Annotated in this window: 14 protein-coding genes and 1 pseudogene; 10 read left to right on the top strand and 5 right to left on the bottom strand. The window is 46.5% G+C overall.

The window, feature by feature from the left end; translation table 11 throughout:
* Nucleotides 1-52 precede the first annotated feature (52 nt).
* From RID53_RS26475 to RID53_RS26455, 5 genes and pseudogenes are all read left to right on the top strand, one after another.
* Nucleotides 53-4,051, top strand: a complete 3,999-nt coding sequence (locus tag RID53_RS26475) for a DNA-directed RNA polymerase subunit beta' (protein ID WP_446390938.1) — start codon at nucleotides 53-55, stop codon at nucleotides 4,049-4,051.
* Between the two features lie 392 nt (nucleotides 4,052-4,443).
* Complete coding sequence (locus RID53_RS26470) at nucleotides 4,444-6,207, top strand: ABC transporter substrate-binding protein (RefSeq protein WP_446390950.1); 1,764 nt, start codon at nucleotides 4,444-4,446, stop codon at nucleotides 6,205-6,207.
* A 375-nt stretch (nucleotides 6,208-6,582) separates the two neighbouring features.
* Complete coding sequence (locus tag RID53_RS26465; protein ID WP_446390937.1) at nucleotides 6,583-8,349, top strand: ABC transporter substrate-binding protein; 1,767 nt, start codon at nucleotides 6,583-6,585, stop codon at nucleotides 8,347-8,349.
* A gap of 490 nt (nucleotides 8,350-8,839) precedes the next feature.
* Nucleotides 8,840-8,987 (top strand): annotated as a pseudogene (locus RID53_RS26460) (type II toxin-antitoxin system HigB family toxin); the annotation flags it as partial.
* A gap of 7 nt (nucleotides 8,988-8,994) precedes the next feature.
* Nucleotides 8,995-9,186 carry a hypothetical protein gene (locus tag RID53_RS26455; protein ID WP_446390952.1) on the top strand — a complete coding sequence of 64 codons (192 nt, stop codon included), beginning with the start codon at nucleotides 8,995-8,997 and terminating at the stop codon, nucleotides 9,184-9,186.
* Nucleotides 9,187-9,221: 35 nt separating this feature from the next.
* Here the strand turns inward: RID53_RS26455 and RID53_RS26450 are convergent, their stop codons facing one another.
* The 3 genes from RID53_RS26450 to RID53_RS26440 form a co-directional block, all read right to left on the bottom strand.
* Nucleotides 9,222-9,473: a hypothetical protein gene (locus RID53_RS26450; RefSeq protein WP_446390936.1), complete on the bottom strand. Its 252-nt coding sequence runs from the start codon at nucleotides 9,471-9,473 to the stop codon at nucleotides 9,222-9,224.
* 127 nt (nucleotides 9,474-9,600) lie between these two features.
* Nucleotides 9,601-9,930 (bottom strand): element excision factor XisI family protein, encoded by a 330-nt coding sequence (locus RID53_RS26445; RefSeq protein ID WP_446390935.1) that lies wholly within the window; start codon nucleotides 9,928-9,930, stop codon nucleotides 9,601-9,603.
* Nucleotides 9,918-10,334: a XisH family protein gene (locus RID53_RS26440; protein ID WP_446390934.1), complete on the bottom strand. Its 417-nt coding sequence runs from the start codon at nucleotides 10,332-10,334 to the stop codon at nucleotides 9,918-9,920. Before RID53_RS26440 ends, RID53_RS26445 begins: the two co-directional genes overlap by 13 nt.
* Before the next feature lie 20 nt (nucleotides 10,335-10,354).
* Here RID53_RS26440 and RID53_RS26435 point away from each other — a divergent pair, with 20 nt between their 5' ends.
* The 4 genes from RID53_RS26435 (at nucleotide 10,355) to RID53_RS26420 (ending at nucleotide 11,803) form a co-directional block, all read left to right on the top strand.
* Nucleotides 10,355-10,504: a hypothetical protein gene (locus RID53_RS26435; protein ID WP_446390933.1), complete on the top strand. Its 150-nt coding sequence runs from the start codon at nucleotides 10,355-10,357 to the stop codon at nucleotides 10,502-10,504.
* 209 nt (nucleotides 10,505-10,713) lie between these two features.
* Nucleotides 10,714-11,130 carry a XisH family protein gene (locus RID53_RS26430; RefSeq protein WP_446390932.1) on the top strand — a complete coding sequence of 139 codons (417 nt, stop codon included), beginning with the start codon at nucleotides 10,714-10,716 and terminating at the stop codon, nucleotides 11,128-11,130.
* Nucleotides 11,118-11,456, top strand: coding sequence for an element excision factor XisI family protein (locus RID53_RS26425; RefSeq protein WP_446390931.1), 339 nt, complete (start codon nucleotides 11,118-11,120; stop codon nucleotides 11,454-11,456). Before RID53_RS26430 ends, RID53_RS26425 begins: the two co-directional genes overlap by 13 nt.
* Before the next feature lie 29 nt (nucleotides 11,457-11,485).
* Complete coding sequence (locus RID53_RS26420) at nucleotides 11,486-11,803, top strand: hypothetical protein (RefSeq protein WP_446390930.1); 318 nt, start codon at nucleotides 11,486-11,488, stop codon at nucleotides 11,801-11,803.
* Here the strand turns inward: RID53_RS26420 and RID53_RS26415 are convergent.
* Nucleotides 11,748-12,095 (bottom strand): DUF5615 family PIN-like protein, encoded by a 348-nt coding sequence (locus RID53_RS26415; RefSeq protein WP_446390929.1) that lies wholly within the window; start codon nucleotides 12,093-12,095, stop codon nucleotides 11,748-11,750. The two genes, RID53_RS26420 and RID53_RS26415, sit on opposite strands and share 56 nt — an antisense overlap.
* On the bottom strand, nucleotides 12,095-12,409 hold the full coding sequence (locus RID53_RS26410) for a DUF433 domain-containing protein (RefSeq protein WP_446390928.1): 315 nt from the start codon (nucleotides 12,407-12,409) through the stop codon (nucleotides 12,095-12,097). Before RID53_RS26410 ends, RID53_RS26415 begins: the two co-directional genes overlap by 1 nt.
* A 27-nt stretch (nucleotides 12,410-12,436) precedes the next feature.
* On the opposite strand from RID53_RS26410, the gene RID53_RS26405 reads away from it, so the two are divergent.
* Nucleotides 12,437-12,640: a hypothetical protein gene (locus RID53_RS26405; RefSeq protein ID WP_446390927.1), complete on the top strand. Its 204-nt coding sequence runs from the start codon at nucleotides 12,437-12,439 to the stop codon at nucleotides 12,638-12,640.
* The last annotated feature ends 252 nt before the right edge of the window (nucleotides 12,641-12,892 follow it).

The following is a 12,892-nucleotide window of genomic DNA, read 5'->3' as shown; positions in this document are numbered from 1 at the left end:
ACCAAAACCCAGGACGAATCACCCAGGACGAATCACCAAGGACGAATGACAAATGACGAATGACAAAGGACAAAAAGAATCGATTTTCTACAATCGAGTCGTTGATAAAGGTCAGCTCAAAAAACTGATTTCCTGGGCGTTTACCAAGTATGGCAGCGCCCGTACCGCCCAGATGGCTGACAAGCTGAAGGATTTAGGCTTCCGCTATGCCACCAAAGCGGGAGTTTCAATTAGTGTCGATGACCTACTTGTCCCGCCGAAAAAGCGGGAGATGCTAGAAGCGGCAGAAGCCCAGATTCGCGCCACGGAAGCACGTTACAGTCGGGGGGAAATCACCGAAGTTGAACGATTCCAGAAAGTAATTGATACCTGGAATAGTACGTCGGAAGCCCTGAAAGATGAAGTGGTGGTCAATTTCAAGGCAACTGATCCCTTGAATTCGGTCTATATGATGGCGTTTTCTGGGGCAAGAGGAAACCTGTCTCAGGTGCGCCAATTGGTCGGGATGCGGGGTCTAATGGCTGATCCGCAAGGGGAAATTATTGACCTGCCGATCAAGACCAATTTCCGGGAAGGGTTAACGGTTACCGAATATATTATTTCCAGTTACGGGGCACGGAAAGGACTGGTGGATACCGCCCTGAGAACGGCTGACTCAGGGTATCTGACCCGACGTCTGGTGGATGTGTCTCAGGATGTGATTGTCCGGGAAGTGGACTGTGGGACAACCCGAGGCATCCAGCTAACCGCGATGACAGATGGCGATCGCGTGCTGATTCCCCTACAAGATCGTCTCTTGGGGCGAGTCCTAGCCGCTGATGTGCTGCATCCGAAAACCAAAGAGGTGATCGCCAAACGGAACCAAGCCATCTCCGACGATTTAGCCGACATCATCGGCGAAGCGAAGGTGGAAGAGTTGATGGTTCGCTCTCCCCTAACCTGTGAAGCCTCGCGCTCAGTTTGTCAGCATTGCTACGGCTGGAGTTTGGCACATGGACACATGGTAGACTTGGGCGAAGCCGTGGGTATTATTGCGGCTCAGTCCATTGGTGAACCCGGAACTCAGCTAACCATGCGGACATTCCACACCGGGGGAGTATTCACCGGGGAAGTCGCCCGCCAAGTCTCAGCGGCGTTTGATGGCGTTGTCCGCTTTTCTAGCCGTCTGCGTACCCGAGGTGTGCGTACCCGCCATGGGGAAGAGCGGGAACAGGTGGAAGTCGCCGGTGAACTGATTCTGGAACCCATCAATAAGGGGAAAGCCAAGACGGTTCCCGTCACGCCCGGTTCCATCCTCCTGGTTAGCGATGGGCAAGAGGTGAAAGCGGAACAGCTTTTGGCAGAAGTGGCGTTAGGGAAATCTCGCCTATCTACGGAAAAAGCCGCAAAAGACGTCGCCTCGGATTTGGCGGGAGAAGTCCTGTTTGCCGACTTGATTCCCGAAGAAAAAACCGATCGCCAAGGCAATACGACCCGCATTGCCCAGCGGGGTGGCTTGTTGTGGGTGTTATCAGGCGAGGTGTATAACCTGCCTCCGGGTGCCGAACCCGTGGTCAGAAACGGGGATGCCGTGGAACCGGGTTCTGTGTTAGCAGAAACCAAATTAGTCAGCCAAAACGGTGGTGTAGTGCGCCTGACCCCTGGTAAGCGGGAAATTGACATCATCACCGCGTCAGTACGCCTAGACCAAGCAGCGGTGCGAATGGAAAGCAGTGGGGGTCGCGAACAGTATGTGATTCACACCGCCAATAACCAGCGCTTCTTGCTCAAGGCAACCCCAGGCACAAAAGTGTTAAATAATCAAGTGGTAGCGGAGCTGGTTGATGATCGCTATCGCACCCAGACTGGGGGGATTATTAAGTATGGCGGCGTAGAAGTCGCTAAGCGCGGTAAAGCCAAGCAAGGATACGAAATCACCAAAGGCGGCACCCTGCTGTGGATTCCCGAAGAATGCCACGAGGTTAATAAAGATATCTCGTTGCTGCTAGTGGAAGACGGTCAATATGTGGAAGCCGGGACAGAAGTGGTGAAAGATATCTTCTGCCAATCGGGAGGGATTGTCGAAGTTGTGCAGAAGAATGACATTCTGCGGGAAATTGTGATTAAGCCCGGAGACTTGCATTTGGTGGATGAAGTACCCGACGCCTTTGCCTCTGAAGGTCAGCTGGTACATCCGGGTACAGAACCTGTCCCTGGGTTAAGCGTGGCAGAACTGCGGTATGGGGAAGTCGCCGAGACGCCAGAGGGCATGGCATTACTGCTCAGACCTGTGGTAGAGTTTAACATTCCCGATGAACCCGATGTCCCCTCTCAAGCCTCCATCGACAGTGCCAACGGTTCTACCGAGGGTGGTGAGTCGGATGGCGAGAGTGCGATCGGGATTGAGCTACGGACGATTCAGCGGCTACCCTACAAAGATGGAGAGCGGATTAAGTCCGTTGAAGGACTAGAGTTGCTGCGAACTCAACTCGTTTTGGACATGACTCAGGAGTCCGACGGCGATCATTCCGCTTCTCAGCTTTCAGCGGATATTGAATTAGTCACAGCCGAAGAGTCGGATGATCCAGAGGACATGCGGTTGCAGTTGGTGATCCTGGAATCGTTGGTGATCCGGCGCGATACCTCCGCTGATCCCTTAGGGGGAAGTACCCAAACTCGGCTGTTGGTTAACGATGGGGATAAAATTGCGCCCAAAGACGTCGTCGCCCGCACCGAAATTCAGTGTAAAGAATCCGGTGAAGTCCGAGGGATTCGCGAAGGCGTGGAAGCCATTCGCCGGGTACTGGTGGTTCGGGATGCGGATCGGATTACCGTTCCCATTAGTGGCACACCTCAGGTGAAGGTGGGAGATTTAGTCGTGGAGACTGATTTTCTCGCCGCCAATGTGCAAGCCTCTGAATCCGGACAAGTTGTCCAAGTTAACGAAGACTCAGTAACGTTGCGACTCGCACGTCCTTATCGAGTTTCTCCGGGTGCGGTGCTGCAAATTGATAATGGAGACTTGGTGCAACGGGGTGACAACCTGGTGCTGCTAGTGTTTGAGCGGGCAAAGACAGGGGATATTATTCAAGGGCTACCCCGGATTGAAGAACTCCTAGAAGCCCGTAAACCCAAAGAAGCCTGTGTATTAGCCCGGCGTCCCGGTGAGACGCAGGTGGTGTATGAGGAAGATGAAACCGTTGATATCAAGGTGATTGAACCGGAAGGGGTGATTACAGATTATCCGGTGAGTCCGGGACAAAACGCGATGGTTTCTGATGCTCAGTTTGTTAAGGTCGGTCAACCGTTAACAGATGGACCGGCAAATCCCCACGAGATTCTGGAGATTTTCTTTAATTTCACCGTGGAAGAAAAGGGAATCTATGAAGGTGCTTTAGCAGGACTACAAGCCGCACAAGCCTTTCTGGTTAATGAAGTCCAGTCGGTGTATCAATCCCAGGGAATCGATATCTCGGACAAGCATATCGAAGTGATTGTTCGTCAGATGACCTCGAAAGTTCGGGTTGATGATGGGGGTGATACCACAATGCTACCTGGAGAATTGGTGGAGTTACGGCAAATTGAGACCGTGAATGAAGCCATGGCAATTACTGGGGGCGCACCGGCTCAATATACGCCAGTATTGTTGGGGATTACTAAAGCTTCACTGAATACGGATAGCTTCATCTCCGCCGCTAGCTTCCAGGAAACTACTCGCGTCCTCACTGAAGCGGCTATTGAAGGGAAATCCGATTGGTTGCGGGGTTTGAAGGAGAACGTGATTATTGGTCGCCTGATTCCCGCCGGAACCGGGTATAACGCTTATGAAGATCCAACCAGTGGTGTCGATGCTGATTCCGCCAATGGCGGTGCTGAGTATGATTTTGGCGATCTGAATGAGAGTAGTGAATTCGACCAAGATGATTCCTTAGAAGTGCTAGACGATCGCACGGCTCGCGCGTACAGTATGGAAGAAGAGGATACCAGCGATTTTGAGTCGTTGATGGATGGGGATGAGGACTCTGACGAGTTGGCGGAGGAATATCTGGAGGATGAGGAGGATGAGGATTAATACACGCTAGCTGGAGTGTTGAGCTATCTGGCTTTTAGCCCATTTCTTCTCGTCACAGATAGGGTCAAAGATAGAGGTTTGTCTCTGGGGGACCAGCCCCCCAGACCCCCCGATGGGGGACGAGTGCCTCCCCCATACCCCCTGCACAACGCTTCGCTTGAATATATCTCATGGCTGTGGTTTTCATCTGTCAATAAGGCTTCATCTTTGGAGATATTAATGTCGCTCAAAGCCTCATTGTCAAGGGTTTCAGACAGCTTGTCACCCCTTCAGTTGTGAGGCGGATGGCTGAAGCCTAACAGGGTTGTCGAGACGTTACATGCAACGTCTCTACCTAGCCCTAAAATTAGGGGTGTAAGCTTTCAATAGGATTCGTGACTATCTTGGCAAATATTCCTTTGCGTCGCTGGTGTCTGAGTCTACTGACCTGTATCATTGCGATCGCACTATCCGCCTGTAACCCTGCAACCTTTACTTCGGAAGCCGCCCAGGGTTCACAACTTGTCACCAGTATTCTCAGTGATCCCAAAACCTTTAACTACGCCCTCTCTCAGGAGTCGCCGAATATTTTTGGGTATACCTACGAGGGACTGGTAACTGAAAATGGTGTCACCGGAGAAATTGAACCCTCTCTGGCTGAGTCTTGGGATATCTCCGATAACCAACAGCGGATTGTTTTTACCCTGCGAGAGGGATTAAAGTGGTCTGATGGAGAACCTTTAACGGTTGATGATGTCGTCTTTACCTATAACGATATCTATCTCAACGAAGACATTCCTACCGATACTCGCGACATTCTCAGAATTGGCGAAACACGCGGCTTTCCCAGCGTGCGGAAACTTGATCAAAGACGAGTTGAATTTAGCACACCCGAACCCTTTGCGCCCTTTCTTCGCACCACAGGACTGGCAATTTTACCCGCCCACGCCCTTAAGGATACGGTAACTGAGAAAGACCAAGAAGGAAGACCCAAGTTTATGACCACTTGGGGGGTGGATACTGACCCGGATAAAATTATTGTCAACGGACCCTATCAACTGGATCGCTACAATACCAATCAACGCTTAGTCTTTCGCCGCAATCCCCATTACTGGCGCAAGGGACCTCAAGGTCAACCCCAACCTTATATTAATCGCCTTTTCTGGGAAGTTGTTGAATCCACCGATACTGCCTTTTTGCAATTTCGTTCTGGTGGGTTAGATGCGATTAGTGTCTCACCGGATTTCTATTCCCTCCTTAAGCGGGAAGAGGAACGCAGTAACTTTAATATTTACGTTGGCGGTCCCACCCTAAGTTCTAGTTTTATTTCCTTCAATCTGAACAAAGGAAGTCGAGATGGCGAACCCTTAATTGAACCGATGAAATCTCGTTGGTTCAATACCTTGGAATTTAGACAAGCAGTGGCTTATGCGATTGACCGAAGAACGATGATTGATAACTCGTTTCGGGGATTGGGTGAACCGCAGTATTCCAATCTTCCGGTACAAAGTCCTTATTATTTGTCTCCAGAAGAGGGACTGCCAATTTACGAATATAATCGGGACAAAGCCAAGGAATTACTGTTAAGCGCAGGTTTCCAGTATAACGATGAAGGACAACTCCTCGACGATCAAGGGAATCGAGTGCGTTTTACCTTAATTACCAATGCGGGGAATAAACTGCGCGAAGCCATGGGAGCGCAAATTAAACGAGATTTGGCGAAAATTGGTATGCAAGTGGATTTTAATCCGATTGCGTTTAGTACTTTAGTGGAAAAACTCAGTAATAGCTTGGATTGGGAATGTCATCTCCTGGGTTTTTCCGGTGGCGGATTAGAACCGAATAATAGTGCTAATGTCTGGTCTACGGAAGGTGGATTGCACAGTTTTAATCAAAAACCAACGGTTGGTCAACCGGAGATTCAAGGGTGGGAAGTTGCGCCTTGGGAGAAAGAGATTAATGATCTCTATGTTAAAGGGTCTCAAGAGTTAGATGAACAGAAGCGCAAAGCCATTTATGGTGAAGCCCAACGCCTGATTAAAGAACACTTACCTTTTATTTATTTGGTGAATCCGCTATCGATGACGGCTGTGCGCGATCGCGTGGAGGGGATTGAGTATTCGGCTTTAGGGGGTGCGTTCTGGAATATCCACGAGTTGAGAATTTCTGAGGAGTAGGGGTAAGGGAGAAGGTTCAGAGTGATGTTTTTTTAACGCAGAGGGGCGCAGCGGTTTACGCAGAGGGCGCAGAGGGGGTTAAGGGATGGGGAGAACAAGTTTAGAAATTTTGGAAATAAGTAGTCGGGTAAAAGGAAACGGCACTGTATTAACTTTTGTAAATAACCCTCAAACCTTTACTGTTCCCTGTTCCCTAATCTCAACAGTTAACTTTAATTGTGTCCATCTACTTATGATTGATCGAATTCGCCGTTGGTTTTTATTGTTTCTCCTTTCTATGTTTACGGTTAAGTAGGTTGGTGGAAATAAACTCAACCATATTAAGTTATGTTAACAAGCCTCAAACCCTTACAAATGACGAATGACGAATGACGAATGACGATCCCCACCGTTAACTTTAATTGTCCCCACCTACTTACCAGTCTCAGTAGTTGTAATCCCAGTCAGTTTAAAAGTAAGGCGGCTCAAGTTTCACAACTGGTTTTTGTGTCTCCTTCTGATCCGGATACGTTTAATTCGGCGATTAGTGAATCGTTTTTTAGTCGGATTGTTTTTGGCTTGATTTATGATGGATTGATTAATGAAAATGGGATCACCTCTGAATTAGAACCGGGATTGGCGAAATCTTGGGATATCTCGGAGGATAAACGCCGAATTACGTTTACGCTACGCCCTGGATTAAAATGGTCGGATGGAGAACCGTTCACGGCTGATGATATTGTCTTTACTTATAATCAGATTTATCTGAATGAAAAGATTTCTACGGGGGTCAGAGATATTCTACGAATTGGGACTTCAGGCGCATTTCCTTCGGTGAGAAAACTTGATGAACGGCGAGTTGAGTTTACGGTTCCTGAACCCTTTGCCCCATTTTTACGTTATGCTGGCGGTATTACTATTTTACCCAAGCATATTCTCCAAGAGTCGATCAACACTACCGATGCGAATGGTAACCTGAATTTCCTGTCCACTTGGGGAACCGACACTGAGCCTCAACAAATCATTGGCAATGGTCCCTATCAGATGGTCAGTTATACCCCGGCTCAACGAATAATTTTTCAGCGTAATCCTTACTATTGGCGTCAGGATAGTCAAGGAACGTCTCAACCTTATATCGAGCGAATTGTTGTCCAAATTATTGAAAATACCGATAACCAGTTTATTCGATTTCGTTCGGGAGAACTGGATAGTCTGGACGTTGCGCCGGAAATGTTTGGCTTACTCAAGCAGGAAGAAAACCGGGGAAACTATACGATTTATAATGGTGGTGCTTCCTCAGATACCCGATTTTTTGGCTTCAATCTCAACAAAGCCAAGAATGAAAAAGGAGAACCCTTTGTTGATCCGATAAAATCTCGTTGGTTTAATACGTTAGCCTTTCGCCAAGCTGTGGCTTATGGGATTAACCGCGACGCGATGAAAACCAATATTTTTCGAGGATTGGGTGAATTACAGCATTCGCCTATTGCTGTGCAAAGTCCTTATTATTTGTCTCCACAGGAGGGCTTAAAGGTTTATGCGTATAACCCGCAAAAGGCGAAGCAATTACTCCTCAATGCGGGATTTAAATATAATGACCAAGGGAAACTCTTAGACTGGGAGGATAACCCGGTGCAATTCACACTGTTGGTGAAAGCCGAAGAAAAGTCTCGTATCGACGCGGCGGTTCAGATTCAAAAGGATTTGAGTAATCTAGGGATTCAAGCTGATTTACAGGTAATTAACTTTAATGTGATTGTGCAGAAGTTGATGAGTCGAGACTGGGAAGCGTATGTTGGTGGATTTGGTGGAGGTGGTGTGGAACCTCACAATAGCTTTAATATTTGGTATTCCCAAGGCTCATTACATCAATTCAACCAGGGGCAAATGCCAGGAGAACCGCCGATTCAAGGCTGGAAAGTCTCAGATTGGGAACTGGAAATTGATCGTTTATTTGAGGAAGGGGTGAAGGAGTTAGATGAGCGGAAGCGCCAAGAAATTTATGGTCAATTTCAACAAATTGTCCAGGAACAAGTTCCGTTTTTTTATTTAGTGAATTCCCTTTCGTTGCAAGCAGTACGCGATCGGATTACTCCAATCAAGTTTTCGGCATTAAATGGGGCATTTTGGAATCTGTATGAACTTCAGGTAAAAGGAAATTAATGATACATTTTAATTTACCCCCAAAACTAAATAACGGAATGCCTACAAGCGAGGGACATAAATGCATTTTTTGAACCCCTCTCACTCTGTACATTTGTGCAAGCAACTCCTGAAACAAATATGACCGCGATCGCTCTTTTTTACCAATCTAGTAGGATCACGGTTTACTTGAAGGAAATATATACACCTAGAGCCTCAATGGGTAAACCACCTTTGTAGGTTGGGTTGAGGAACGAAACCCAACGAGAGCCAACTAACTGGGCCATTTTGTGCAAACTTGACATGCTCCCACAGCGATCGCACTCTCTCCCTTCAACCCAAAGAGCGATAGCGAAGCGCTGCTGCGTTAGCGGAGCGGCTTGAAAGAGCTAGCGCAGATCGCACTATTTTTCTGGTATACTTTTAGAGTGGAAAAATGTGTGCGCCTGTAAGTAGAAATTTAGTTCTGTTGAATGATGGTAACGGATACAGGCTATAGAGACAAAAAGGGATGCATGTAATCAGCAAAGCAAAGTTGCGGGAATTCTGGGTTGAACACGAAGATTGCTGAAGACGCTCTCAATGACTGGTATAACTTTGCGTCTAAAGCAAAGTGGTCTAATTTGTTAGATGTTCAGAAAAAGTATCCCAAGGCAGAAGGCGACAATGGAGTCTCTAATGCACGAGTTGGATGTGCAGCCTGCTACTTTAGTGGAGATTTTTGGTTCTCTTGAGCTTGTCAGGGAGATTATTAATGGTGAAAGGGGGGTGAGCAAAGCTCAAGCCAAATCTCTAGCCAAGTTTTTTAATGATTTGAATCCTGGACTTTCCCTGACTTCTAAAGACTTTGGGAAATAAGTCAATGTTACTAGGAACGAAACCCATTTTACAAGTTATGCGATCGCACTTTCTTCCCTCAACCCAAAGAGCGATCGCGCTTTTTTCTGGTATACTTTCATCTTATGAAAATGTGTCCGCCTGTAGATGGGGTTTCGGTTCTGTTGAATGATGGCAAATCCATTGCCAATAGCATGACGTGACTCTGGTACTGAGTGCGTTCTACCAAAGTATGGGCTATTGCCCGGATTTCTCACCACGATTCCCCAAAGGCTTATAAAGCCTGGATCGACGGTAAAATAAGGCATTCAACACTCTGTCGAAATTCTTGGTTCATCAAAAATGCCCAGAACCTAGTCTAGGTAAAGGTTTTGGAGAGTGCGATCGCAAAACTTGTGAGAAATCCGGGTATTGGCGTGCAACTCCTTCTACAGATTACAGGTGAGCATATTCAGTAAATTGCCGTTTAAAGGGAGACTTATATCCTAAAACTATATCCTGTCGTGGAATTCCAGCTTCAACCAATTCCTTGGCTACTCCTATTTCAGTTCCATCACTCTGAATCCAAATTTTGCTATCTTTGATATCAATATGAATTAGGCTCTCATATTCCCGTCGTTGGTCATACCAACCTACTACCATCATTAGGTAATGATTACGCTCATTATCAAAAATGAGTTGGACTTCTGTCTGATCATCTTTAAGATTGATAGCGTGCGCTTTGATGATTTGTTGGACTATCTCTTTTATATTTAAGCTTTCCATGCTGCAATTCTCTGTTTATTGGGGTCAAAAATTAGTAGTTTTAGTTGATATTCTTCGATAGCGTCCTGAATGAATTGGCGATGGAATAAGGTATTATAAGTATCTGTAGGAATGGCTAGGTATAAAACAAAATTGGGTAATTTTTGCTTTAATGCCAAGCGATAGTTCAGGAATTGACCAAGGGCTAAGTGAAATTCAGTTAGTTCCGATTCTCGCAAAAAACTTTTGATTTCAACGGCTATGTTTTGACCATTTTTCTGGGCAGCAATTAATCGTTCTGCAGCTAAGTCTATATACATTTCTGTTCCGCCAACTTTCAGGTGTAAAGGATCATCGGTGATTACCCAGCCATCTTTTTCTAGGGCTAATCGAACGGTGTTGTGAAAAATATCCTTGGCTGGCATAGACAGATGGATAATTTGACATGACGCAAGCGTCTTTAAGGGTTATTGTAACTGGAAATTCATCAAAAGTGCGATCGCACTCTCTTCCCTCAACCCAACCCAAAGGCGATCGCACTCTCTTCCCTTCAACCGTAACCTTAACGCGATCGCACTTCCTCCCTTCAACCTAATCCAAACGCGATCACACTCTATGCCCAAATCTGATCACGCCCGCGATCTCGCTGACTCTTTCAGAGTCGCTTGTCTAACGCAGCAGCGCTGTGCGCTAAGAGCGCCCCACTCCGCTAACGCCATCGCTCTCTCTACCTTCAATCCTAAGACAGGCGATCGCCTCCTATATCTCGTTAAAATTGAAGGGGTATGTACTTCAACACTATAGATGCCGACTAAGGATATTTACCATAATGCTGTGAGATTTGCATTGGTCAAGGATGGGTGGGAGATTTTAACGGAAGATTATTCTTTGGAGTATGGTGGCGATCGCTTATACGTGGATATTGCAGCCGAAAAACCAATAGTAGCCGAAAAACAGGGTCAAAAAATTCTTGTTGAAGTCAAAAGTTTTTTAGGTCGCTCATTTATTAAAGACTTAGAGCAAGCTGTGGGTCAGTATGTTGTTTATCGAGATATTTTGCTAGAAACAGCATTAGATTTTGAACTGTATTTGGCGATTACACAAGGAACCTATAAAAGTTATTTTCAACGCCAGTTAACCCAGATGATTATCAATCGTAATCAAGTGAAGTTGTTAATTGTTGATGCCGAGAGTGAGGTAATTGTGCAATGGATAGATTAAAGCATTATCGTCAAATCATCCAAGATGTTTTAACAGACTATCATCAACTCAATCAAAAATCGGGTTCGACAACTGAAAGTGCTTTAGCTTTTGATGAGATACATGATCATTACCTTTTGCTGTTGATGGGTTGGCACAAAGATGAGCGGATTAAGAGTGTGATGATTCATATACGTTTGAAAGATGACAAAATTTGGATTGAGGAAGATTGGACAGAGGATGGAGTGGCGACAGATTTGTTGATCAAAGGGATTGCACGAGAGGAGATTGTTTTAGCGTTTCATCCACCTCATGTTAGACAATATACTGAATTTGCGTTAGCGTAGCTTACTGAAGGTATCACGTAAGCGCTGACGTGCGATCGCATGATCGCACTTTCTCCCTTCAACCCAAAGAGCGATCGCACTTTTTCCCTTCAACCTCACCCAAAGGCGATCGCACTCTCTCCCTTCAACCTAACCCAAACGCGATCGCACTTCCTCCCCTCAACCTAACCCAAACGCGATTGCCTTCGGCACAAGCGAAGCTTATCGCACTTCCTCCCCTCAACCTAATCCAAAGGCGATCGCACTCTCTCCCCTCAACCGAATCACCACGCGATCGCCTTTGGCACAAGTTTACAGAGGAAGATAGTGGACTCGGTTGCTACAATCTCCAGGTTCGCAGGCTTTAGCAATCAGTTCTAAATCTCGCACACAGTCTCCAATAGAAACGTTCCGCTGATGAGCATAAATAACGCCTGCAAAATTTATCCCCTCTACCTGACGCCGATGAGCTTCTGAAAGAAAGTCATCGTCTTGAGAGAAAATAACCCGCCCAAGTTCTGCGGCGCGGTCAAGTAAAATCGGATCAGGGACTCCTGTGTGCTTGTCTTCTTGAGTAGTCAAAACATCTACGCCTCGTTGACGTAACCCAACTGTAATGGGTTTGGGGACTTGTTCATCCATATAAAGAGCAATACTCACTACAATAGCCCCTTTGCTCGCAATTTTTGGGCAATGGGAGATTCTCCTGCTTCCTGTCGGAGTTGTTCGGCAAATTGATAACGTCGCTCGATATCGGCGTCAAGTTCCTGTTTATGATCCCAGTAATAGGCTAAGGCTGAATAGATTTTACTCAGGGAGACATGGGGATAGTTGGTATGTAGTTCTTCGGGAGTCCAGTGGTAAGCTTTAGCTGATGTGATCAGTTCCACAACTTTCATCGTGGTTCCGGCGATGATGGGAATATTGCGCTCATCAAGTTGAATGTATTTGTACTCGGTGGTGGTGAGTGCCATGGTTTTGTGCGCGGAGTGCGGTGATAATTGAGTCTTTTCTTATTTTATTTAAGAGTCAAAGGCATTACGATCGCACTCTATTCCCTCAACCTAACCCAAAGGCGATCGCACTCTCTCCCCCTCAACCTAACCTTAACGCGATCGCACTCTTTCCCTTCAACCCAACCCAAACGCGATCGCATCCCTTCTATTCAATCCAATCACGCCCGCGAATTCTCTCGTAGCCGTTAACGGTAAAATATGTCATGGTTCGTGGAGTCCGCAGCGAAGCGGAGGACCGAAACGACGCCTCTGTCCAAATCCGCGGCAAGGTGTACCAATACCGTCAAAGAACACAACTAGGTTTTATTGTAAGCTGATTGGCAAGTGTACGCCCGGTTGGGGATGTTATGATTTTTTTCCAAGGGCGATCGCGCCATTTTTTTGGTAGGGTTTTATCATAAGGAAATATATACACCTAGAGCCTCAATGGGTAAACATTGA

The organism is Coleofasciculus sp. B1-GNL1-01 (assembly GCF_040220235.1).
In the GTDB taxonomy this organism is placed as follows: Bacteria; Cyanobacteriota; Cyanobacteriia; order Cyanobacteriales; family Coleofasciculaceae; genus Coleofasciculus.
Note: the sequence above shows the minus strand (reverse complement) of the source record. Positions and strands in the feature narration are given on the sequence as shown.